The following is a 22993-nucleotide window of genomic DNA, read 5'->3' as shown; positions in this document are numbered from 1 at the left end:
GGCATGCCCAACATGGTCATGGATGCGGTGCGTGCCGCAGACCATGATCGCTATCTGTCCGCGCTCTACGCGCCCGCCGACAGGCGTGACGCGTTGCTTGCGCTCTATGCCTTCAATGCCGAGGTCGCCGGCGTTCGCGACCGCATCCACGAGCCGCTGCCGGGCGAGGTCCGGCTGCAATGGTGGCGCGATGTCCTCTTGGCCGAGGGCGAGGCGGAGACAGGTCATCCGACCGCCGACGCGCTGAGGGCGGCGATCGCCGCCAACCATCTGCCGAAGGCCGCTTTCGAGAACATGCTCGAAGCGCGTATCTTCGATCTCTACAACGATCCGATGCCGTCGCGGACCGACCTTGAGGGTTATTGCGGCGAGACGGCCGCGGCGATCATCCAGCTTGCGGCCATGGTGCTCGATCCGAATGCCGCGCCACGCTTTGCCGAACTGGCGGGCAGGGCGGGCTGCGCGCAGGCCATCACCGGCTTGCTGCTTTTGTTGCCGCTGCACCGTCGCCGTGGACAGTGCTTTATCCCCTCCGATATCCTGGCAGCCGCCGGCACCTCGCCGGAAGAGTTCGTCAAGGGCGACGGCGATGCTGCCGCGGAGCGCGCGGTCGGGGCGATGATCGCGCTGGCGCGAGAGCATCTCGGCGCTTTCGAGAAGGGCGCGTCGGCTCTCCCCGCGTCGCTGCGCCCCGCCTTCCTGCCGCTGGCGCTCACACATGCCTATCTCGACAGGATGGAAAAGCCGGGTCGGTCTCCACTCGGGGGCACTTCGACCCTCTCAACCTTGCGCCGGCACTGGCTGCTCTTGCGTCATGCCATGCATGGCTGGACGCCCCTTTGACGTAAACGTCAACCATGCTAGGGGTTCTGCGCGTGGACTCGCATCAGAGAAATGCGAGCCAGCGGAGGACCGCCTTTCCATGAGCCTGCCAGTTTTGGTCGTCCTTGTCGTGTTCGGCATCGCGCTGTCGGTGGCGGCCGTGCATTTCACCGGCGGTACGGCGACCGCGACGCTTGCCGGGGCTGAACACGCGCTCGCACGTTTTGCCGAAGACTTTCCAGACGAAAAGCCTGGGGCGGTCAGGCTGACATCGGACAGGCAAGCCGCCATCCTGGAACTCGACCCGCAGCGCTGCGGCATTGTCCAGAGCATCGGCGACTGTTTCCTAACCCGCATCGTCACGCCGCGGGATGTGCTCGCCCTGGTGCGGGAAGGTAATGTCTTGTCGCTGAAAATGGATGATTTCACCTGGAAAGGCGGGCGGTTTGCCCTCGCCGACGAGGCAGACGCGCTGACCGTGGCGGCGGTGCTGCTGAGGCACGATCAGATCCGAGAGGCGGCGTGATGGACGATTACAATTTCCCGCAGGTCACCCAGCTTGCCATCCCGTTCTTCGTCACGGCGATCCTGATCGAGCTCTGGCTGGTACGCACCGGCCGCGCCAAGGGATCGTTCGAGACGCGCGACACGCTGGCCAGCCTGATGATGGGGACGGGCAATGTCGTCGCCGGCCTGCTGCTCGGTGTCGTATCCTACTGGGCGCTGCTGTGGCTCTGGCAGTTCCGTTTCTTCAATCTCGGCCTGTCGATCTGGGTGTTTGTCGCCGCCTTCCTGCTCGATGATTTGCGTTACTATGTCTACCACCGCATCGCGCATCAGGTGCGCTGGGTTTGGGCCGAGCACGTCAACCATCATTCCAGCCAGCATTACAATCTCTCGACGGCGCTGGCCGAGCGTCAGACCCGGCATCATCGCATCCTTGAACATGCCGATCCATTCATGGAAGGCGACCTTCAGCGGGTTGAAGGTGCCGATGTTCTTGACAATGCCGTAGCGCGGCCGGTCCTCGTCCAGTTCCGCAACGAAAGTGCCGAACATGCGGTCCCAGATGATCAGCGTGCCGGCATAGTTGGCGTCCAGATAGCGCGGATTGGTGGCGTGGTGGACGCGGTGGTGCGAGGGCGTGTTGAAGACGAATTCGAACCAGCCCCACATCTTGCCGATCGTTTCGGTGTGGATCCAGAATGCCAGACGAGGTTGAAGCCGAAGACGAACGCTCCGGCAAAGCTGGACCGGTCTCTTCACCTTCATGTTCGTGCTGCAGGCGCCGCTGGTGCTGCTCGGCTTCCATCCGGCCGTCATTGCGTCTCAGCTATCTGATCCGGCCGCCAGGCTGGAGCCATGACGGCTCGCGCGATACGTCGGAGACGTTGAAGGCGGCCTATGTGCGGAGGAATCCGTCCGAAGCAGGAAAGCCGGGATTGCCGGCGGCGAGTGCCGAGCCGGCGGAGTAGCTATTCCGCTGCCTGCGCCTGCGAAGGCAGGCCCAGCCACACGCGACAATCGGCCAATGCGCGCGCCGTGATCGCGCGGCGCTTGGCAACGGTCTTGTCCTTGCCGCGCAGGCGCTTGCCTTCAGACTTTGGAGCCTCGACCGGCGGGAACAGGCCGAAATTGACGTTCATCGGCTGGAAGGAGCGCTTGCCCGGCTCGTCGTCGGAGACGATGTGGCCGCCGGTAATATGGTTGAGCAGCGCGCCGAAGGCCGTGGTCGACGGCGGCAGTGAGGCCGCCCGGCCGAGCCGTTCGGCCGCGGCGAAGCGGCCGGCGAGCAGGCCGATCGCGGCGCTTTCGACATAGCCTTCGCAACCGGTGATCTGGCCGGCAAAACGCAGGCCGGGGCGCGACTTCAGCTGCAGCGACGGATCGAGCAGCGTCGGCGAGTTGATATAAGTGTTGCGGTGCAGGCCGCCGAGCCGGGCGAATTCGGCATTCTCCAGTCCGGGAATGGTGCGGAAGATGCGGACCTGCTCGGCATGCTTCAGCTTGGTCTGGAAACCGACCATGTTGTAGAGCGTGCCCAGCGCATTGTCCTGGCGAAGCTGCACCACTGCATAGGCTTTGACCGACGGATTGTGGACGTTGGTCAGCCCCATCGGCTTCATCGGCCCGTAGCGCAGCGTCTCGACGCCGCGCTCGGCCATCACCTCGATCGGAAGGCAGCCGTCGAAATAGGGCGTGCCTTCCCACTGCTTGAACTCGGTCTTTTGGCCCTCCAGCAACGCCGCCACGAAGGCGAGATATTGCTCCTTGTCCATCGGGCAGTTGATGTAGTCCTTACCGGTGCCGCCGGGGCCAACTTTGTCGTAGCGCGACTGGTACCAGCAGGTGTTCATGTCGATGGTGTCGAAATGGACGATCGGCGCGATGGCGTCGAAAAAGGCGAGCGCATCGGCGCCGGTTGCTTCGGCAATCGACTGCGCAAGCGAAGGCGCGGTCAGCGGACCGGTGGCGATGATCGCTTGGTCCCAATCCGCCGGCGGAAGTCCAGGCACTTCCTCGCGCTGGATGGCAATCAGCGGATGCGCTTCGATTTTTGCGGTTACTGCCTCGGAAAAACCGTCGCGGTCGACGGCTAAAGCGCCGCCGGCCGGGACCTGGTGCGCGTCGCCGGCGCTCATGATCAGCGAGCCGGCGAGCCGCATTTCGGCATGGAGCAAGCCAACCGCATTGGTCTCGGCGTCGTCCGAGCGGAACGAGTTGGAGCAGACGAGCTCGGCGAGCCCGTCGGTCTTGTGCGCGTCGGTGCCGCGCACCGGGCGCATCTCGTGCAGCACGACCGGCACGCCGGCTTCTGCGATCTGCCATGCGGCTTCGGAGCCGGCGAGGCCGCCGCCGATGACGTGAACGGGATCTTTGCTCATGAGCGCCGAGATAGTCGCTTGGCGCGGCGAATGCAATTGCCGGCTTCGAGGGGCCGACTACCTCCAAAACAACAACACCCGCCGGGGGAGGAGGTCCGGCGGGTGTCGTTTTGGGGGTCGATCCTCGGGAGGAGGTGAAGATCGACCATATTCGTCATTGCCGGGGAGGAGGTCGGCTTTGACGAAATTCCTTCCGCCAATTGAAGGGGCGGATCCTTTCGGAGAACAACGCCCGCCGGGGGAGGAGGTCCGGCGGGCGCCGTTTCGGTGGTCAACCTTCGGGAGGAGGTAAAGGCTGACCGTATCCGTCAGGGTCGGGGAGGAGGTCGACCCTGGCGAGATTCCTTGTCAAACCGCCTTGCGGGCGATCATCTTGATCTCGTCGCGAACGATGCCGAGATCATTGAGCTGGCGGTTCGAAAGCCGACCCAGCTCAGAAACCGTCTCGCGATAAACGCGCCAGTTACGGTAGCTGCGGATCAGGTTCATTGTCTTGCTCTTCTCAAAAACTGGTTCGGACCATTCGCGGTCCGAAGCGGATTAGACCGCCTTGCGAGCGACGTAGTGGATGTCGCTGCGGCTGATGCCGAGGTCGGTCAGTTCACGGTTCGACAGGCGGCTCAGCTCGGAAACGGTGTCCCGGTAGCGGCGCCAGTTGCGGTAGTTGCGGATCAGGTTCATGGTAGTGCTCGTTTCGTCTTTGGTTCGGATCATTCCGTTTGTGTACGAACGGAAAATAGGCAGGGTCATATCGGTTTAAAAGTGCCATTGGTGCATCGCAGCAATGCAAATTGTGCAATGCAACATTAACGGCGATTCACGCTTGCGACATAAGGAAGACCGAATCGGAAAATGCCGTTGCGTCAACGATTTGCGGCGCACGGTTGTAAAAATGGCCAAGCTCGGGGGGAACGGATGGCGGGCTATGCGACTAAGGTGAGGGCCGATATCGCCCGCTGGCGGGCGGCGGGCCTGATCGACGCGCCGACGGCGGACGCATTGACGCGTGACGTTGCCGCCAACGATCGCGCCTCGCTGAGCTTCGGCTCGATCCTGGCGATGATGGCGGCGTTGCTGTTCGGTGCCGCGATCCTGATCTTCGTCGCCGCCAACTGGGAAGCCATTCCGCGCCTGGCGCGTGTGACGGCGCTGTTTGCTGTCATCCTCGGCGGCTATGTCGGTGGCGCCGTTCTGAAGACACGCGACCATGCGGCGATCGGCGAGGCGCTATGGATCATCGCCGCCGCGGCCTTTGGCGGGTCAATCGCGCTGATCGGTCAGATGTATCATCTGTCGGGCGACGAGGCTTCGGCATTGCTGACGTGGTGCGCCGGCACGGCGCTGGCGGCGGTCGCATTGCGCTCGAACCCGCTCACCGTCGCCTCCGTCGGCATCGCCGATGCCTGGCTGTTCCTTAAATGGGGAGGATTTTTCCGCCGGGCCGAGTTCCCGCATCTCTTCGCCGCCATCATGCTGGTGCTGTTCGCCATTTCATTCTGGACACGCAGCCAGGCGGCGCGGCACGTCATCATCCTTTCGATCGTATTCTATCTCCTGCTGCTGGCGATCGACCACAACACGCTCCAGGTCGCGATTCCGCTCGTGCTCGTCTCGATGCTGCTGTTCGCGGCAGCGATCTTTGTCGCCGAACCCGTCGACAGCGTCGTGCAACTCGGCGGCAGGCTGCCATTGCATGCGCTCATCGGCTTTCTTGCCGGCCTCGCAATGGTCCAGTTCGAACTGGCCGATGAGGCGAGCTACAACAGCGGCTTTGCCATTGCCTCGGCAGCCGCGCTTGCCGGCATCGTCGCGGCGATCATGCTCGGCGGCCGTGAAAGCAGAGGCTTGCGCTGGGTGGCGTATGCCGGCTTTGCCTTCGAGCTCGCCATTATCTATGTGGTGATGTTGCAGTCGATGCTCGACACGGCGGGCTTCTTCCTGTCCGCGGCCGTGCTGCTGGGAATACTGGCGCTGGTCATCATCCGCGTTGAAAAACGAATGAAGACGCCCGCCGGAGGAGCAGCGGCATGAGCGGCAAAAGACTGATCATCGCGGCGCTGGTGACGGCGCTTGTCCAAATCGGCTTGCTGGGCTGGATCATCGCCGGACGCGCGGCGATCCTGCGCAACGGCAAGGAGGTCCTGCTCAAGGTTGAGCCCGTTGACCCGCGCGATCTTCTGCGCGGCGATTATATCTCGCTTGGCTATGACATCTCGCGCATCCCGGTGAAGCTTATCGCCAACATTCCGCCGGGCAAGTTCACCAGCAATGACTCCGAGATCGTCGTCAGGTTGAAGAAGGCTGTGGACGGCTACTGGCAGCCGAGCGCGGCATGGTTCGAACAGGCGCCGGCGCCTGCCGCTTCCGATGAGGCCGACATTGTCGGGCATGTAGCGGATGGCTGGGATCTGCGCTCACCCGAGATGACGATCACGCCGGAATACGGGATCGAGCGTTTCTACCTGCCGGAGGGCAAGGGGATGGCGATCCAGAACGACATGCTGCGCGTGCGGCCGTTCGGCGTCAAGCTGGCGCTCTCCGCCAATGGCAAGGCGCAGATCAAGGCGCTCATGGACGGCGACAAGACGCTGTTCGAGGAGCCGCTTTATTAGTGTGTTCGGGCCTGGGCGTCAGCGCGACGGTCCGCGTTAACGACGGTCCTGGTTATGGCCGGACATCGCCCGTCTCGGCGATGATTTTGGGATAGGGACCGATCGATATCGTATAGCTGAAGTCCGCTACGCCTTTCTCCTGCTTGTGTGTCGAGGGGCTGCGCACAATCCAGTCGTAGATGCCTGAGACCTTGCAGCGATCGTTGGCGCAGCTGACCGCAATGCTGTCATTGCGGACGTTGTATCCGCGTTCAGGCCATCGCTGGTAATAGCTCCTCTTGTCCTCAATGATCGAACTTAGGTTCGTCAACTTGCCATGATAGTCGACCGTGGGAGCGTAGGACGCCTGAGCCTGAGCAAGAGCGAAATCGTTGTTATCGCCATGATGCTCGATGAGGTCCCTGACGAAGGTGACCGCAACGCTTTCCGGCTGTTGCCTGGCGTCGGGCGCAGGAGCGGACACGGACGCAGGATCCGGCGTCGTTGATACCTGCAATGCATCTGCTTGCGGCTGGTTCGCTGCGGCATTGGTCACACGCAACTCTGCCATTTCGCTGGCCGACAGGTACCGTATGTCATGCTTGTCATAGCTCGAAGCCAATTCCATCAGCTTGGGATCCGCTCCCATCTCGATCACATAGGATATGATTGCGGCCGTGCCGAACTGGAAACGGGCCTCCGCGTCTTCATTTGACATCCCGTCGGCCGGTTTGAGGGACGGCCGATGAACGCCGATGGAACCTGGTTCGGCAACGCGGTGGACGCCGCCCAGGAAGGCCAGTGAGCAGGCTGAAGCGCACTGCAATTGGCGAAGCTGAAAAGTATCCAACCCCGCCGCGCGGATCAGTCGCCCCAAGCGAATCGCACTGCCGACGTTGCCGCCGCGGGAGTTGAATACGATCATCCTGGCCCTGCTGCTCGCAACCGCGTTGCTGAAGGCGTTCAGGGGTTCATTGGCGCCAAACTCACCGGATACAAGAAGCATTGGCTGCTGGCCCGGAGAGGAAACCGAAGTGTACTCCAAGGCCTCAACGTGACATGTCGCTGCCGCGACAGCCGACCCAGCCGCCAGAACCAGAGAAACTAGGCGCACAAGCTGACAGAGCCCCAACCTGCCTGTTGCTGCGACTAAGAACCTGTTGACGCGCTATTTCAAGGGAATTGCACACGAAAAAGCGGATTGTCTGCTCGAGCCTTGCGTGCGCCGCCAGAAGTTGATGGCTCCGGTCCTTCCTTGCAAAGGTTCGGGGACACGCTTCGCTCTGACGACCATAGGGTGACCTACACCAGAAGCTCGCCAAGGCGAAGGGTGGTGCGGATGAAGGGACTCGAACCCCCACGCCTTTCGGCACTGGAACCTAAATCCAGGGCGTCTACCAATTCCGCCACATCCGCGCTCCCCGGCAATCCCATGTAGCCATCATTCTGTCAATGTCGCGGTCCAAGTCACCGTCATTCTCGTAATCGCGAAGATGGTTGAAAATTAGCCTAGCCTGTGACAAAAGGCGTGTCGAATGTGACGGGACGCGACTATCCGCTTCTGCCGAATGCAAGAAGAAGTAGGAAAAACAAAGACTTCTTCACATTTTGGAAGCGCAGTTCAGGAGAGTTTGAGCCGCATTGGCGGTCAAATCACCAGGTTCCGTACCAAAGCCATTTCCGGCAAGAATATACCGGCAGGCTGTGAACGGCTAAGGACCGTTTGGCAGCCTCGTTGGTGAAAACAAAGGTTTTAGGATGCAGGTCACCGAAACGCTCAACTCCGGTCTCAAGCGCGAGATCAAGATCACCGTGCCGGCCGGTGACATGGAAGCCAAGCTGATGGCGCGGCTGAACGACGCCCGCGGCAAGGTGCGGATCAACGGTTTCCGCCCGGGCAAGGTGCCGGTGCAGCACCTGCGCAAGATGTACGGCAAGTCGTTCATGGCCGAGGTGGTCAACGAGATCCTCAACGACTCGACCCGCTCGATCATCTCGGGCCGCGGCGAAAAGGCCGCCATGCAGCCTGAAGTCATCATGACCGAGGACGAGAAGGAGGCGGAGAAGATCCTGGCCGGCGGCGCCGACTTCGAGTTCCGCCTCAATTACGAGGTCATTCCGGCCATCGAGGTCAAGGATTTCTCCGACATCAAGGTGACGCGTCAGGTTTACGACGTGCCGGAATCGGAGGTCGACGACCAGGTGAAGCGGGTCGCTGAATCGGCTCGCAGCTACGAGCCCAAGGAGGGCAAGGCCGCCGAAGGCGATCGCGTGAGCATCGATTATGTCGGCAAGATCGGCGGCGAGGCGTTCGCCGGCGGCGCCGGCACCGACCAGCCGCTGGTGCTGGGCTCGAAAGAGTTCATCCCGGGCTTCGAGGACCAACTGGTCGGCACCAAGGCGGGCGATGAGAAGCAGGTCACGGTGACCTTCCCGGAGAACTACCAGGCAGCGCATCTGGCCGGCAAGGAAGCCACCTTCGACGTCACCGTCAAGGAAGTGGCCAAGCCCGGCGCGCTCGAGATCAATGACGAGACGGCCAAGAACCTTGGCCTGGAATCGCTGGAGCGCCTGCGCGAGATCGTGCGCGGCCAGATCGAGAACCAGTTCGGTTCCATGACCCGCCAGAAGGTGAAGCGCCAGCTGCTCGACCAGCTCGATGCCGCCTATTGCTTCGAGGCGCCGTCGAAGCTGGTCGAGGCCGAGTTCAACAACATCTGGGCGCAGGTCAACCGCGACCTCGAAGCCGCCGGCCGTACCTTTGCCGACGAAGAAACGACGGAGGAAGAGGCGCGCGCCGAATATATGCGCCTGGCCGAACGTCGCGTGCGTCTCGGCTTGGTTCTTGCCGAGATCGGCGAGAAGGCCGGGGTCACCGTGTCGGACGATGAACTGCAGCGCGGCCTGTTCGAGCAGGTTCGCCGCTTCCCGGCCAACCAGCAGCAGGAAGCTTTCGAGTTCTACCGCAGCAACCCCGAGGCGATTAATTCGCTCCGCGCGCCGATGTTCGAGGAAAAGGTCGTCGACTATTTGCTGGGCCAGATTTCGGTCGAGGACGTGAAGGTCAGCAAGGAAGAGCTGATGGCGGACGACGAGGAGGCCGAGAGCGCCAGCAAGGCGAAGCCGGCGAAGAAGGCTTCCTCCAAGAAAGCCGAGGCCAAGGCCGGCGAAGCAGCCGGTGAGGCGGAAGAGCCCAAGAAGAAGGCCGCGCCGAAGAAGAAGGCCGCCAAGGACGCCGAGTAAAACCGGCGATAAGCTGATTTCGAAAGGCCGCCCACGAGGCGGCCTTTTTCGTTCATGTTCTCTGTTGTTGCTGCGGGGCAACCGCTTCAGATGAATGCACGCTGCTGGCGATACCGAACATTGATGATTATCTGCTCGATATCACATTGCGCAGGGTCGTTTGGAGGCGTCGGTGGGTGTGGCATTCACGATGAGGGGCGTGGTCGTTACCGCGGCGCTCTTGCTTGCCGCGGCCGGTGTGGCAGAGGCCGGACCCGATCTCGGCAACTGGCGCGTCGACGCCGGCAACGACGGCCAGGTCACTGCGTCGCTATACGCCACCAACAAGCTGATCACCGGCGGCGGCGCGCTGGGCTACAGTCCGGTGCTGACGCTGGCTTGTCGACCGGGCGGCGAACCGCGTTGGAGCGAATGGCTGCAACTCAACGATTCAGTCTCCGCCAGCCGCAAGATCACCATGTCGGTCATGGTCGATGGCGGCGGCAAGTTCGATGAAAGCTGGTCTGTCGGCCCACGCGGTAAAATGCTGGTCAGGGACGGAGCCGATGGCATCAAGCGGCTGGTTTCGGCGAGCCGGCTGTTGCTGTCATGGCGCTTCGGCCTGCTGTCGGGACGCGGCGAGGCCGATTTCGAACTCGCCGGACTGTCCGAGGCGATCGGACAGATGGCTGCAAGCTGCAATACCGATCCGCCGTGAGTCTCAGTACACGGCCTAAAGGGCGTCGCGAGGAGCCGGACTCAGGCGACGCGCTTTAGGTCCGTGTTTTGATGCATGTCGTTCTGCCAGAACCGCTGCGCAGCTTGGGCGACGTGCACCTTCGCACAAATTGCCGTTTCTACCCATTGGCTTGATACTGTGGTATGTAGATGCCGCAATTCCATTGGTGGGACCACGGATATTCCGCTGTACCGTGCAGGCCGCCCCAGCGCAGCTGGCGTGGTGCGCATCGTCCGGCGCAGATGACGATCGATCAGGGAGGAATGCCATGCGCGCAATCGCACTTTTCATCGCCTCGGCGGCCACGATCTTCATTGCAAGCCCTTCGCGGGCGCAGGATGCAGCCGCAGGCGAGAAGGTCTTCACCAAGTGCAAGGTCTGCCACATTGCAGACCAGGACCAGAACAAGGTCGGCCCGTCTCTGCACGGCGTCATCGGGCGCACGGCGGGCACGCATCCCGGTTTCACCTTTTCCCCTGCTATGATCGAGGCCGGAAAATCCGGCATCAAATGGGATGAGCCCACGCTGACGAAGTATCTTCAAGACCCCAGGGGCATGATCAAAGGGACGAAGATGGTGTTTCCCGGCCTCAAGAACGATCAGGACGTAGCCAACGTCATTGCTTACCTGAAACAGTTTTCGAAGTAAGCGGGCCCCTTCCAGGCCCGTCGGTGGCGCCGGCTCGCTCCGACCGAAGGCGGCCGGCATGACGTTGCTGAAGTGTGGCCGCCGGCGCCGTCATGCAGGCAGCGCAAAGAATCCCAGCACCAACAGAATGGCTATGCCAAGGCCGAGTATGAGAAGCGTTCGCGTGTCCATGACGTTCGCCTTCGACCAGGCGCATGACCTGGAAATCGGGAAAGGATCACGGCCAATCGAAGTGATCCAGCCTCCTTTGCGCGTACCGGAGGCACTGCGTTGTAGTTGTATAAGAATACCGCAAAAAAACCTCTCGAACCAGCGTGGAGCTCTGGCCGGCCACCGCACCCTCGTTCCAATGAAAAGAGACAAATCGGGCGCAATGGAGTATGTTGGCTGCCGGTGCAGGTCGCGGTTTTGCGTGGCCAACCATGCAGAGCGGTAGCACCGCGAATCCGCGACCTTGCCGGACCCTGGTCTGGAGGAATGGTCATGGCAAGCTTTCACGTCATTGCAGGCGCTAGCGAAACGCTCGAGCATACCAGAGTGAGAAAGATCGGCCTTTCCGATCTTTTCGACGCGCTCAGGCGCGGTGTCGACGATTTCATGGTGAAACCCTCGCATATCGTGTTTCTGTGCATGATCTATCCGCTCGTCGGCGTGGTGCTTGCTACCTGGACATCGGGAGCGAACGCGCTGCCACTGCTGTTTCCGCTGGTGTCCGGTTTTGCGCTGATCGGCCCATTCGCGGCGATCGGTCTTTACGAGATCAGCCGCAGACGGGAAGCCGGGCTCGATGCATCCTGGCGCCATGCCTTCGAGGTCAGGAACTCCCCGGCGCTGCCGGCCATCGCCGCGGTCGGGATCATGCTGTTCGCGATCTTCATCGCGTGGCTTTTGACCGCCAAAATCTTCTACGAGCAGCTGTTCGGTCCCGCGCCCCCGGCATCGCTGTCCAGCTTCATCGCTGAGATATTCGCCACCGGGCGCGGTTGGACCCTGATCGTGCTGGGTCACGCCATCGGGTTCGTCTTCGCCGTGGTCGTGTTGTGCACCACCGTGGTGGCGTTTCCGCTGCTGCTTGATCGCGATGTCGGCGCCTACGAAGCCATTCACACTTCGGTACGCGTAGTGCTGGCGAACCCCATCGTAATGGCCGTCTGGGGACTGATCGTCGCCGTTGGGCTGATCCTCGGTTCGCTGCCGGTGTTCGCGGGGCTGGCGGTTGTGCTGCCAGTCCTCGGCCATGCCACCTGGCACGTGTATCGTAAGGTCGTGGAAGCGCCGGCCGCCGCCCCAAGACCGGCGAACTCGTAGACCCTGTCGAGCACGGGCTGGAGTGCCGGTGCTCTCACAGGGCCGGGTGGCTGAAGCGTGCCCGACGCGCGCCTGTGGTCAGGTCGCGGAAATCCTTGCCGCTGACATGCACAAGGGTCTTGTGGTCGCCGCCCTCGAAATAGATATCGGCGGCGTCGCCGAGGCTTTCGTCCAAAATGACCGGCACGTCATAGGCCGCGCCGATCGGCGGCACGGCGCCGATATCGCAATCGTCGAAGAGCGAGACCACCTCGTCCTCGGAAGCGAGCCCGAGGCGCTTGTCCATGACGTCCTGGAGCTTGGCGAGTTCGATCCTGTGGGTGCTTGGGACCACGGCCAACGCATAGCCGAGCTCGTGGTGAACGACCACGGACTTGGCCATCATGCTGCCGGGCACGTGGGCGGCAATGGCGGCCTGCCTGCTGGTTGCAGTCCGATGATGCGCGACGGTGTCGTACGGGATTCCCTTGCCGTCTATGAAATTCCTCAGTCTGTTCGCTATCGTCATTTTCCGCGTCCTTTGCTTGAGTTCACGACGCATATCAAAACCAAACCGCCGGTTGTTTCGAGGCACCGGCCATTTCGGGCTGATTAGGCTGCGGTTTATCCGAACCGCGCGTCAGGGGCCGGGCCCGAAAAACGCGATGCGGGTCAGCAGCGTATAGTCGGCCTCGAAGACCATCATCGCCACGAAGACCAGCACCAATATCGGCGGCAGGATGATCGCATACATCATCGCCAACCGTTCCCAGGCCATGTGCATGAAGACGGCCACGATCAGTCCTGCCTTGAGCATCATGAAGATCAGGATCAGCGACCATCTGAGATAGCCGTGCAGGCCGAAATAGTCGACCATATAGGAGCAGGCGCTGAGTATGAACAGCCACACCCAGACCACCAGATAGAGCTTGATCGGGTGTTCCTGGTGCGTGTCCGATTTGCCGGCGGTCGCTGCATCGTGGGTGGAGTGCAGCGCCTGTTGTCCGAGACCGTTTGCGGTTGCTTCAGCCATTTCGTCCTCTCAGCAAAGCCTGCCTCTCACCAAAGATAGAAGAAGGCGAAGATGAACACCCAGACCAGGTCGACGAAGTGCCAGTAGAGTCCCATGATCTCGACATTCTCGTAGTGGCCCCGGCGACTGGTGAAAAACCCTGGACGCCCGATGTCGTAATCGCCGCGCCAGACTTTTCGCGCCACGATGATCAGGAAGATGACCCCGATGGTGACGTGCGTGCCGTGGAAGCCGGTGATCATGAAAAAGCATGAGCCGAATTGCGCGGCTCCCCAGGGATTGCCCCAGGGCCGCACTCCTTCGGTGATGAGCTTGGTCCATTCGAAGGCTTGCATGCCGACGAAGGTTGCGCCGAGCGCGGCGGTCAAAAGCATCAGGATCGCGGTTTTGCGGCGCTCGCGGCGGTAGCCGAAATTGACCGCCATGGCCATGGTGCCGCTGCTGGAGATCAGCACGAAGGTCATGATGGCGATCAGGATCAGCGGGACCTCCGACCCGCCGATGTGCAGCGCGAAGACCTTGCTTGGGTTGGGCCACGGCACGCGCGTCGACATGCGGGCGGTCATGTAGGAGAGCAGGAAGCAGCCGAAGATGAAGGTGTCGCTGAGCAGGAAGATCCACATCATGGCCTTGCCCCAGGACACGTTCTTGAACGCGCGCTGATCCGAGGCCCAGTCGGCGGCAATCCCGCGCCAGCCCTGGGGGCGATCCAACTGGCTGCTATCCGTCAGTGTCGTCTCGGCCATCGCCAGTCTCCTAGGTCAGCAGCCGTTGGCAAATGCTCACGAATGTCGCCGCCCAGCCGGCCAGGACGGCGAAGATGCCGAGCCAGACGAAAAGCAGGAAATGCCAGTACATCGCGCAGAGCTCGATCCCGAGGCGAAGCCGCTGCGGCCGGGCGCCCGTCCAGGCGCCGATGCTCGTCCTGCCAAGGCCGACCAGCCCGCCCAGTATGTGCAGGCCGTGCATGGCGGTGATCAGATAGAAGAAGCTGTTGGCCGGATTGGAGTCCAGCAGGTAGCCGTCATCGGTCAGCTGCCGCCACGCGATCAGTTGGCCGATGAGGAAGGCGAGGGCGGTCAGCCCGGCCGTCGCAAGACCGAGCCTGACCATGTCCGTCTGGCCTCTGCGCGCCGCGATCACGGCGCATTGCAGCGCGACGCTGCTCAGCACCAGCACGCCGGTGTTCAGCCAGAGCAGGCGCGGCAGCGGCAGAGGCCGCCAGTCCGGCAGACCCATGCGCATGAAATAGGCGCTGGTGAACAGCGAAAACAGACAGCCGACGACCGCGAGGAAGACACCGAGGCCGATCTTGGCGGTGGGCAGGGCCGATCGCTCGAGGCCGACGAAATCCCCGGCCAAGCCTTGCTCGAGCCACGGCTTCGCGGTCAGCCGCTGGTGCGAAAGCCACCATCCGGCAAAGCCGGCGATCACCAGCAGGAAGACCAGGATGACGCTCATGCCGGCTCCCTCGATGGGATGAAGGAGCCCGGCACGTTCTGCGGGATGAAATCCTCCTTCGCGCCCGGCACGCTATAGTCATAGGCCCAACGATAGACGATCGGCAGCTCCTTGCCGAAATTGCCGTGCGCCGGCGGCGTCTGCGGCGTCTGCCACTCGAGCGTCGTTGCCCGCCACGGATTGCCGCCGGCGTCACGGCCGTGACGGATGCTCCAGATCAGGTTGAACAGGAACACCATCTGGGCGAAGCCGACCAAGAAGGCCATGATGCTGATGAACGAATTCAGATGATGGGCCGACTCCGTCATGATCGTCATGTCGGTCAGTTCGGCGTAGCGGCGCGGTACACCAATCAGGCCGATATAGTGCATGGGGAAGAAGATCAGGTAGGCGCCGAGGAAGGTGACCCAGAAGTGAAACTGGCCGAGCGCCTCGTCCAGCATCCGTCCGGTGACCTTCGGATACCAGTGATAGATCGCGCCGAAGATCACCAGGATCGGGGCGACACCCATCACCATGTGGAAATGGGCAACGACGAACATCGTGTCCGACAGGGGAACGTCGACGACGACATTGCCGAGGAACAGCCCCGTCAAACCGCCATTGACGAAGGTGACGATGAAGGCGAGCGCGAAAAGCATTGGTATCGAGAGATGGATGTCGCCGCGCCACAGGGTCAGCACCCAGTTATAGACCTTGATGGCGGTCGGAACGGCTATGATCAACGTCGTCGTGGCGAAGAAGAAGCCGAAATAGGGGTGCATGCCGCTGACATACATGTGGTGCGCCCAGACCACGAAGCTCAGCGCGCCGATGGCGATGATCGCCCAGACCATCATTCGGTAGCCGAAGATGTTCTTGCGCGCGTGCGTGCTGATGAGGTCGGACACGATGCCGAAGGCCGGCAGGGCCACGATGTAGACTTCCGGATGGCCGAAGAACCAGAACAGATGCTGAAACAGGATCGGGCTGCCGCCACTGTGCTGCAACTGTTGGCCCATCTCGACGATCGCCGGCATGAAGAAGGAGGTGCCGAGCGCGCGGTCGAGCAGCATCATCACACAAGCAACGAACAGCGCCGGGAAGGCGAGCAGAGCCATGACGGTGGCGGTGAAGATGCCCCATACGGTGAGCGGCAGGCGCATCAAGGTCATACCCCGCGTGCGGCCCTGCAGCACCGTCACAACATAGTTCAAGCCACCCATGGTGAAGCCGATGATGAACAGGATGAGCGAAGAGAGCATCAGGATGATGCCCCAGTCCTGGCCACCCGGCGTGCCGGTCATGATCGCCTGCGGCGGGTAGAGCGTCCAGCCGGCGCCGGTCGGTCCGCCGGGCGCAAAGAAGCTTGCGACGAGAACGAGCACCGCCAACAGGTAGACCCAGTAGCTCAGCATGTTGACATAGGGGAAGACCATGTCGCGGGCGCCGACCATCAGCGGGATGAGATAGTTGCCGAAGCCGCCGAGGAAGAGTGCGGTGAGCAGGTAGATCACCATGATCATGCCGTGCATGGTGATGAACTGGTAGTAGGCCTCCGGAGTAATGAAATCGAACGTGCCGGGGAAGCCGAGCTGCAGGCGCATCAGCCAGGACAGGAACAGCGCTACAAAGCCGATCGCCGTTGCCGTTGCCGAATACTGGATCGCTATGACCTTGGCGTCCTGCGAGAAGACGTATTTCGTCCACCAACTGTGCGGATGGTACAGTTCCATTTCCCCGACTTCGGCGGGGGGAACGGCATCTGCGGGTGTGACGTCGACCATGGGAGCACCTCCCTGTTCAGCGGGCCTCGACAGTTTCGACTTTTGCCCCGACGTCCAAAGCGGACGCCATTGTCTTTCCTGGCAGCGGGTTCGCCGAGCCCGTTTGCTGAGGCGCCGACAGTTGCGCAAAAGTCTGCTGCTGCCCGAGCCAGGTCAGGTAATCCTGCTCGGTGTCGACCATCACCATGCCATGCATCAGCGGATGTCCCTGGCCGCAGAGCTCGGCGCACAGGACCTGGAAGGTTCCGGTCCTTGTTGGAGTGAACCAGAAATAGGTGACCGATCCCGGGATCATGTCCATCTTGGCGCGGAATTCCGGGATGTAGAAATCATGCAGCACGTCGATCGAACGCAGCAGCATCTTGACCGGTTTGCCGACCGGCAAGTGCAGGTCCGCCGCCTCGACCACGACGTCGTCCTGGCCGTTGGGATCCTTTGGGGCGATGCCTAGCGGGTTCTCAGCGGCTACTTCACGGGTGTCCGAAGTGCCGAGCTTGCCGTCCTTGCCTGGCAGGCGATAGCTCCACTGCCATTGCTGAGCAACGACCTCGATTTCGGTCGCATCGCTCGGCACGTTGACGAAGCGGCTCCAGACGAACAGGCCGGGAACGAGCAAGGCGGTGACGCCGATCGCAGTGACGATCGTCAACCACCATTCGAGACGCTTGTTCTCCGGTTCGTATACCGCGCGATTGCCTTCGCGATGGCGAAAGCGGAACACGCAATACGCCATGAAGAGCACAACGGCGGCAAAAACGACGCCGGTGATCCAGAAGCTGATGATGATGGTGTGGTCGATATAGTCCCAGTTCGAGGCAATCGGCGTCCACCACCATGGGCTCAGGAAGTGGAACAACACCGAGCCCACGACGATCAAAACGAGTACAAGCGCGATGGCCATGTCCCGTCCTCCGGTATTTCATGGGAGCGCGAAGCATCCAACGCCAATACCAAGCCGCATCATGCTCGATTTCCGGTTGAAATTCCAGAGCCGACTAGCTGATGTGCAAAACGTTGCTGCGCGCCCGGACCTTTTGGGGCGGGGGGCCTTGGCGCAGCGGGCCCTTCGTCGAAGCATTGCCCTTACGGACAATGTGCAGAGGGATGAATGGCCGGCTAGATGCCGCTGGCGGGTAGATCAACTAGTTCATTTTAGGCGTGCGGACGGCTGCCCTGGCCTTTTGCCGGCGAGATTTGACCGCCTCCAGCAGTTCGCGTTCGCTGGTGTGAGCATTTCGAAAGATGGCCACAACCAATACCGCTAGAATTTCGGCGTCCGGGTCCAAAGGATCGAGCTGTTCATCTGCGCAGACCTGATTGAACACGCGTTCGCAAACGGCCAGATCGAGAGGGCTAAGGCAGGTGCGATTGAAACGCCGACGCAGCATTTGAGCGAACCTTTCAGCGCCCGCCGCCCGTGCTTTGCGGCGGGGCCTTGTCACCGAGGCTTGAAAAGATGTTGTCCCCAGCTTCTAGTAACGTTACTCCATGCTCGGCGATTGTGTTGTCAATAATCCCAAAATCTGTGCGCAGTCCCTAGATCTATATTGGCCGACCCGCATGAGCTGGTAATAGTCTTGCCGTTTGTTGTCGGGTATACGGAAGCCGCGTCGAAAGTCAGCCGCCTCTTTCGGGGCGCGAGTGCAGCCAAGTTTGCTGGCGCTGACTTTCAAACTCGCCAGTGAGCATCCGAGCTTTGCCGCAATGTCTTTCAATGGCTCGTTGTTGACATATCCATCAAGAATTATCTTGCGGCGAGCTTCTCCTTTGACTTTTTCATTCATTACCTGGTCTCCTCAACGTCGCTTTCATGATGTCGGAATCTATAGGCGCCGGTCTGAAGTGTGTCGTTAGCCTCGTATCCAGAAACTTATCTCGGGATGCATTTCTTATTGTAACCCAGCGTGATCGACGATGCGGTCCACAGGCTTGCCAGATCCCGGGATACACCACATGATTGCGGGGGCATGGGCATACCGGAATCGGATATGGCACCACGCGCGATGGACGCTAAGGAGCAAGACGAGGCGCCTACCGGGCCTGTACCGGAGCGCGAGCGACGGCGTTGGCCTCGCGACGTTCAACCCGACAATGAGGCGGCTCGGCCAATCGCGCCGGCACTGGAACCGCTGTCCTTTTCAACGCTCGAACTGGCAGCAGAGGATCAATTCCCCGCTTGGCAAGCGCATGTGGCACCGCTTGTCGAGGTCAGGCTGCCGGATGACAAATCGCTGGACGACGGCTTCCCCGCAGCGCACAAGGCTTGGAATCTTGGCGGCATGCTGATCGTTGAACAGCGGACACCGGCGCACAGTTATATCCGTTCCGCCGCAAAGCTTCGGTCCAGCTCGATCGATCATTGGTATGTCGTCTTGCCACATACCGGCCGGTCGTGGACGGAGGTCAATCGCCATGTCGCGGAGGGCCAGCCGGGCAAACTTGAGATCAGGTCGCTGGGCTACCCGTTTCGGGGGAGGATGACCGAATCCGAAAGTCTCGTTCTATATTTGCCGCGTGATTTGTTCGCCGACGCGGCGGCAACCCTCGACGCAAACAACAATTCAATTCTTTCCGGCAATTTTGCAAACCTTTTGATCGACTATGTCGACGGCATCGTAACAAGACTGCGCAGCCTCACCGCTGACGACCTGCCTCGCATCGTACACGCAACCCGCAGCATGATCATTGCGTGCCTAGCGCCGCCGGCCGAACATGCGGCTGCGGCCGAACAACTGGCGAGTGTCGCGCTGATGGAGCGGGCCCGTCGATACGTCCAAAACAACCTGGAAGCGGCTCATCTGACGCCGGATTCCATGTGCCGGGCGCTCGGTGTTTCGCGATCTCGTCTCTACCAGCTGTTCGAACCGAGCGGTGGGGTGCTTCATTACATTCAAAGTCGCCGACTTCTAGCGGCCCATGTTGCGCTCAGCGATCCGGCGGACAGCCGGCGCATCGTTCAAATTGCGGAGGCCTTCGGGTTCAGTTCAGCGGCAACTTTCAGCCGGGCGTTCAGCAAGGAGTTCGGTTACAGCCCCCGCGAAGGGCGCAGGACGACGGTGTTGCCGCGCCCCGCCCACTCTGTTTCGCTTGGCGAGCACGAGAAGACCTCCTCGTTTGAAGGATGGCTCAAGGCGCTTGGAAGCTGATCATAGCATCCGCGGCGGGCGTTTCATCAGTATGCCCGGAGTGATACTGGATCCGGCGACAATCCTTGCCGGGCAAGCGATCCTTGGCTGGCGGTACCCCATTGGCAAAATCCCTGGCGAGAGATGCCGTGCCGATCGAGATATGTACGCCCGGATAAGTATCTGGATGCGCAGCTAACGACAGCGCGGCCTTATTCGTAGATGTTCGCTGTGACTTAGCGGGGGCTCGGCACAGGCGGCAGGTTTCCAAGTTGGGGGGAATATCGCACCGCCTGTGCCGACCGCGCCGCCGCAAACCGTCAAAGGCGTAAGTGAGTCAGCGTGCCAAGGCCGGGGCGGCCGGCTGGTGTTCATTCCGCCGCAAAATAGCTTAGTGGGGGCTCGATGGCTTAGTGGGGGCTCGGCACAGGCGGCACAAGTTGGGGGACATCGGATCGCCTGTGCCGCTCGCGCTGCCGCTATCCGTCGAAGGTGTGGCGTAGTTGAGTAGCGTGCCAATGGCCGGGGGCGGCTGGCCGGTGTTCATTGCGTCGCAGAATGGCTTAGTGGGGGCAAGGCACAGGCGGCAGGTGTCCAAATGGATACCGGATCGCCTGTGCCGCTCGCGCCACCGCTATCCTGCAAAGATGGTGGCGTAGTTGAGTAAGCGTGACAAGGTCGACGACGAACGGCTGGAGTTCATTCCGCCGCAGATACCAACTCTTGTCGAGCGGCCGCCCGAAGATGAAGGGTGGGTCCACGAGGCCAAATTCGACGGCTACCGCACGCAAATCATCATTGATAAGAACGGCGCGCGTCTTTACAACAAGAACGGACGCGACTGGACGACTAAATACTGGCCCATCGCGCTAGCTGTCGACCTGCCATGCCGGGCTGCCATTCTCGACGGCGAGGTGATTGTCTCAGGCGGGCGTGGCTCGCCCGGTTCTCCTGAGCTGGAAGCCGCGATCTGGAACGAGCCGAGCCGGCTGGTGTTCGTCGCTTTCGACATCCTCCATCTCGACGGTCGCAATCTTATCCCCTTACCCCTGCTGCAACGCAAGCAAGCGCTGTGGCGACTGGTTGAGCCTGGCCTCGGCAAGATCCAATACAGCGAGCATTTTGAGGGCGACGCGCTCGCGATCTTTCGCGCCACCGAGAAAACGGAGCTCGACGGCGTCATCTCGAAACGCGCCGATAGCCCCTACCAGAGCGGACCGTCGAAAACGTGGCTGAAAACCAGATTTTTGAGAAAGCCGATCTCGAAACACTAGGTCTGTGATCGAGCCCAGGCCGCGAATTCCGCTCTGTCCTGTGGATCGCAATATTTCGAATCACGCCTGGCGCGACGCCGATTATCTGCCGATTCGCAATTTATTAACAATGAATGAACGTCCATCGTGGAATAACCTGCCCGCCAATCACAGCGGAGGATCCATTGCAATTACAGCGCATGCACCGCTTGTTGAAATAGCGAGTTGAAAGTTTGCCAAGCTTGTTACTTATGCTATTTCTAAACTGGGGGACGCTAATTTTCACCGCCTACGGAGGTGGCTTTTGCGTTCAGAGGCATCAGGCGTCGGCACGCAGAATGAGGAGTCGTCCTCAAGCGATGGTTCACGTGCCGGCGAAGCGCTTCTCGCTAACCTGTTGGCGAATACGACCGAACTTCTATCGTTCTATGATAGCGACTTCCGCCTAACTCACTACGCCGCCAGGCTTAAACGCCTGTACGGAGGTGCGGTTGTGCCAGGCGCCGCCATTTGGGAGATCTATCCAAGCTTCCTCGATACGAGGTGCCGCGACGAATTTCTTCGGGTGTTCCAGGGCGGCTCTGCGGCAAGCATTGACCTGCCGCGCTCATCGGGCGAAGCGCCCCGCTCCGTTTTCGTCTTCGGCACTGCAGATGGTGTGGGAATCATCGAATCCCGGGAGCAGGGGGAGCGCAGCGCGGCGCAGGAGCAGGAGCATATGATTCTGCTCCATCAGGCGACGCACGACGTGCTGACGGGACTGCAGAATCGGCGGCGATTCGGCGAGCGGCTGCAGCAAGCGCTGGCGGCCATCGGCGGATCTCAGCCGAAAGCCGCCCTGCTGCAAATCGATCTTGACGATTTCAAAGCGGTCAACGACACGCTCGGCCATGGGGCAGGCGACACGCTTCTGCAACTCGCGGCAGGTCGAATCCGCGACGCGCTGGAGGACGGCGAATCTGCATACCGGTATGCCGGCGACGAGTTCGCCGTCATCCAATTGGGCAAGGAGCAGCCCGCGGAAGCCGAGCGCCTCGCCACATCGCTGGTCAACTCGTTCAAGGACCCTTTCGTCATCAACGGCATTCCCGTCTTCGTCGGTTCAAGTATCGGAATCGCTTTCGGGCCGGAGCACGGGACCGATGGCGAGCAGCTGATGAAAGCCGCAGATATTGCTCTTTACGCAGCCAAGACCGATGGTCGCGGCTGCGCTCGAACGTTCAATCGCTCGATGCTGTTGTTGCTCGAGCAACGCGAAAATCTGAGGCGCAGCCTTCGAACCGCGCTGGAGCGGGGCGAGCTTTACCTGGACTATCAGCCGCTCATCAGGCCTCCTTCGTCGGTGATTGGTTTCGAAGCGCTGCTGCGGTGGCGGCACCCCGAGATCGGAATCATTCCGCCCGGCGTGTTCATACCGATCGCCGAAGCGGACGGTCTGATGGACGAAATTGGACGATGGGTGCTCGAGCAAGCCTGTCGCCAGGCATTGGCGTGGCCTTCTGCGCTGACAGTCGCAGTCAACCTGTCGCCGGCTCAGTTCCTAAGCGGTTCGCTGACGGACACGGTCGCTCAGATCATCGACGCAGTTGGAATCCGAGCTGAAAGGCTTGAACTCGAGATAACCGAAACGGTTCTTCTTGAGAAGACTATCGACAATATAGATACATTGAATACGTTGAACGTCCTGGGAATACGAATCTCGCTCGACGATTTTGGAACATACTATTCATCCTTGAGCTACCTTAAGAATTTTCCGTTCGATACCTTGAAGATAGATCAATACTTCATCGCGGACCTGGAGACGGATCTGAAGAGTCAAACGATTGTGCGATCGATCATAAGTCTGGCGCACGGCCTGGGAATTAGCGTCACCGCCGAGGGGGTCGAGACGTCGGCGCAGGCACGGTGGCTGATCAAGGAAAATTGCGATTACCTGCAAGGCAATTTCATGGGACGGCCGCTCGGATCCGAGGCAACCGGCGATTTCATCAGGCGGTCGCCGCCGAACGGGCTGGTAGCGATGGAGGAATCAAATCGGGCGCGCTAGCCACTTGCACCGTTTGTAAATCGGAGGGCTGTAAAAACGATCGAGCTAGATGCCGCGCAATGCGGGACTGGCTCATCACGAGGCGGTCAAACTTCCGTCCCGGAGTTCATCGC

At 61.1% G+C, this 22993-nt stretch carries 23 protein-coding genes, 1 tRNA gene and 3 pseudogenes; 13 read left to right on the top strand and 14 right to left on the bottom strand.

The features are described from left to right. The first annotated feature begins 3 nt into the window (after nt 1-3). From P9228_RS07920 to P9228_RS07910, 3 genes and pseudogenes are all read left to right on the top strand, one after another. Complete coding sequence (locus tag P9228_RS07920; RefSeq protein WP_245322445.1) at nt 4-843, top strand: phytoene/squalene synthase family protein; 840 nt, start codon at nt 4-6, stop codon at nt 841-843. A 79-nt stretch (nt 844-922) separates the two neighbouring features. Beyond that, a complete protein-coding gene (locus P9228_RS07915) occupies nt 923-1348 on the top strand; it encodes a hypothetical protein (RefSeq protein ID WP_067329583.1) in 426 nt (141 codons plus the stop codon). After that, nucleotides 1348-1731: pseudogene (locus P9228_RS07910) on the top strand (sterol desaturase family protein); the annotation flags it as partial. The gene P9228_RS07915 and the pseudogene P9228_RS07910, both read left to right, overlap by 1 nt. On the opposite strand, the pseudogene P9228_RS07905 reads toward P9228_RS07910, so the two are convergent. After that, nucleotides 1726-2060 (bottom strand): annotated as a pseudogene (locus tag P9228_RS07905) (sterol desaturase family protein); the annotation flags it as partial. The pseudogenes P9228_RS07910 and P9228_RS07905 sit on opposite strands and share 6 nt — an antisense overlap. Here P9228_RS07905 and P9228_RS30980 point away from each other — a divergent pair. Continuing rightward, nucleotides 2060-2297: pseudogene (locus P9228_RS30980) on the top strand (hypothetical protein); the annotation flags it as partial. The pseudogenes P9228_RS07905 and P9228_RS30980 sit on opposite strands and share 1 nt — an antisense overlap. On the opposite strand, the gene trmFO reads toward P9228_RS30980, so the two are convergent. The 3 genes from trmFO to P9228_RS07890 all read right to left on the bottom strand — a co-directional run bounded on the left by trmFO (nt 2298) and on the right by P9228_RS07890 (nt 4388). Next, nucleotides 2298-3707 (bottom strand): methylenetetrahydrofolate--tRNA-(uracil(54)-C(5))-methyltransferase (FADH(2)-oxidizing) TrmFO, encoded by a 1410-nt coding sequence (gene trmFO / locus P9228_RS07900; RefSeq protein ID WP_127245637.1) that lies wholly within the window; start codon nt 3705-3707, stop codon nt 2298-2300. It abuts the pseudogene before it with no gap. Nucleotides 3708-4055: 348 nt separating this feature from the next. Beyond that, nucleotides 4056-4196, bottom strand: coding sequence for a DUF1127 domain-containing protein (locus tag P9228_RS07895; protein ID WP_067000031.1), 141 nt, complete (start codon nt 4194-4196; stop codon nt 4056-4058). 51 nt (nt 4197-4247) lie between these two features. Then, the gene (locus tag P9228_RS07890; protein WP_006335194.1) at nt 4248-4388 is read right to left on the bottom strand and encodes a DUF1127 domain-containing protein; all 141 of its coding nucleotides are present in this window, start codon (nt 4386-4388) and stop codon (nt 4248-4250) included. Between the two features lie 234 nt (nt 4389-4622). Between P9228_RS07890 and P9228_RS07885 the strand changes: the two genes are divergently transcribed. Both P9228_RS07885 and P9228_RS07880 read left to right on the top strand, forming a co-directional pair. Then, on the top strand, nt 4623-5738 hold the full coding sequence (locus tag P9228_RS07885; RefSeq protein ID WP_278052958.1) for a DUF2157 domain-containing protein: 1116 nt from the start codon (nt 4623-4625) through the stop codon (nt 5736-5738). Continuing rightward, entirely contained in the window at nt 5735-6319 is a 585-nt protein-coding gene (locus P9228_RS07880; RefSeq protein WP_278052957.1) for a GDYXXLXY domain-containing protein, read from the top strand. Before P9228_RS07885 ends, P9228_RS07880 begins: the two co-directional genes overlap by 4 nt. Before the next feature lie 52 nt (nt 6320-6371). Here the strand turns inward: P9228_RS07880 and P9228_RS07875 are convergent, their stop codons facing one another. Both P9228_RS07875 and P9228_RS07870 read right to left on the bottom strand, forming a co-directional pair. After that, nucleotides 6372-7304, bottom strand: a complete 933-nt coding sequence (locus P9228_RS07875; protein WP_278052956.1) for a hypothetical protein — start codon at nt 7302-7304, stop codon at nt 6372-6374. Between the two features lie 325 nt (nt 7305-7629). Beyond that, nucleotides 7630-7714 (bottom strand) — tRNA-Leu (locus tag P9228_RS07870). 342 nt (nt 7715-8056) lie between these two features. Here P9228_RS07870 and tig point away from each other — a divergent pair. The 4 genes from tig (at nt 8057) to P9228_RS07850 (ending at nt 12216) form a co-directional block, all read left to right on the top strand. After that, the gene (gene tig, locus P9228_RS07865; protein ID WP_278052955.1) at nt 8057-9541 is read left to right on the top strand and encodes a trigger factor; all 1485 of its coding nucleotides are present in this window, start codon (nt 8057-8059) and stop codon (nt 9539-9541) included. Nucleotides 9542-9731: 190 nt separating this feature from the next. Continuing rightward, a complete protein-coding gene (locus P9228_RS07860; protein WP_067000878.1) occupies nt 9732-10238 on the top strand; it encodes a hypothetical protein in 507 nt (168 codons plus the stop codon). A 289-nt stretch (nt 10239-10527) separates the two neighbouring features. Beyond that, on the top strand, nt 10528-10908 hold the full coding sequence (locus P9228_RS07855) for a cytochrome c family protein (RefSeq protein WP_067000047.1): 381 nt from the start codon (nt 10528-10530) through the stop codon (nt 10906-10908). Between the two features lie 483 nt (nt 10909-11391). Further along, entirely contained in the window at nt 11392-12216 is an 825-nt protein-coding gene (locus P9228_RS07850; protein WP_278052954.1) for a DUF2189 domain-containing protein, read from the top strand. 34 nt (nt 12217-12250) lie between these two features. Here P9228_RS07850 and P9228_RS07845 read toward each other — a convergent pair whose 3' ends face one another. The 8 genes from P9228_RS07845 to P9228_RS07810 form a co-directional block, all read right to left on the bottom strand. Continuing rightward, nucleotides 12251-12724 (bottom strand): aminoacyl-tRNA deacylase, encoded by a 474-nt coding sequence (locus tag P9228_RS07845; protein WP_067325364.1) that lies wholly within the window; start codon nt 12722-12724, stop codon nt 12251-12253. 111 nt (nt 12725-12835) lie between these two features. Then, a complete protein-coding gene (locus P9228_RS07840; protein ID WP_082980618.1) occupies nt 12836-13228 on the bottom strand; it encodes a cytochrome C oxidase subunit IV family protein in 393 nt (130 codons plus the stop codon). Nucleotides 13229-13254: 26 nt separating this feature from the next. Then, on the bottom strand, nt 13255-13974 hold the full coding sequence (locus P9228_RS07835) for a heme-copper oxidase subunit III family protein (protein ID WP_127324699.1): 720 nt from the start codon (nt 13972-13974) through the stop codon (nt 13255-13257). 10 nt (nt 13975-13984) lie between these two features. Beyond that, nucleotides 13985-14689: a cytochrome c oxidase subunit 3 gene (locus tag P9228_RS07830; RefSeq protein ID WP_067000057.1), complete on the bottom strand. Its 705-nt coding sequence runs from the start codon at nt 14687-14689 to the stop codon at nt 13985-13987. Then, the gene (locus P9228_RS07825) at nt 14686-16455 is read right to left on the bottom strand and encodes a cbb3-type cytochrome c oxidase subunit I (protein ID WP_095779206.1); all 1770 of its coding nucleotides are present in this window, start codon (nt 16453-16455) and stop codon (nt 14686-14688) included. Before P9228_RS07825 ends, P9228_RS07830 begins: the two co-directional genes overlap by 4 nt. A 16-nt stretch (nt 16456-16471) precedes the next feature. Next, on the bottom strand, nt 16472-17356 hold the full coding sequence (locus P9228_RS07820) for a cytochrome c oxidase subunit II (RefSeq protein WP_067000063.1): 885 nt from the start codon (nt 17354-17356) through the stop codon (nt 16472-16474). A gap of 241 nt (nt 17357-17597) precedes the next feature. Next, nucleotides 17598-17843, bottom strand: coding sequence for a hypothetical protein (locus P9228_RS07815; RefSeq protein ID WP_067000066.1), 246 nt, complete (start codon nt 17841-17843; stop codon nt 17598-17600). A gap of 93 nt (nt 17844-17936) precedes the next feature. Beyond that, entirely contained in the window at nt 17937-18239 is a 303-nt protein-coding gene (locus P9228_RS07810; RefSeq protein WP_127214219.1) for a hypothetical protein, read from the bottom strand. 204 nt (nt 18240-18443) lie between these two features. Between P9228_RS07810 and P9228_RS07805 the strand changes: the two genes are divergently transcribed. The 3 genes from P9228_RS07805 (at nt 18444) to P9228_RS07795 (ending at nt 22880) form a co-directional block, all read left to right on the top strand. Then, a complete protein-coding gene (locus tag P9228_RS07805) occupies nt 18444-19601 on the top strand; it encodes an AraC family transcriptional regulator (RefSeq protein ID WP_278052953.1) in 1158 nt (385 codons plus the stop codon). 638 nt (nt 19602-20239) lie between these two features. After that, complete coding sequence (locus tag P9228_RS07800; protein WP_278052952.1) at nt 20240-20854, top strand: DNA ligase; 615 nt, start codon at nt 20240-20242, stop codon at nt 20852-20854. 376 nt (nt 20855-21230) lie between these two features. After that, nucleotides 21231-22880 (top strand): EAL domain-containing protein, encoded by a 1650-nt coding sequence (locus tag P9228_RS07795; protein WP_127214241.1) that lies wholly within the window; start codon nt 21231-21233, stop codon nt 22878-22880. Nucleotides 22881-22993: the final 113 nt, after the last annotated feature.

Source organism: Mesorhizobium sp. WSM4898, from assembly GCF_029625845.1.
Taxonomy (GTDB): Bacteria; Pseudomonadota; Alphaproteobacteria; order Rhizobiales; family Rhizobiaceae; genus Mesorhizobium.
The sequence above is the reverse complement of the archived record's forward strand: the minus strand, read 5'-3'. Positions and strand labels throughout refer to the sequence as shown.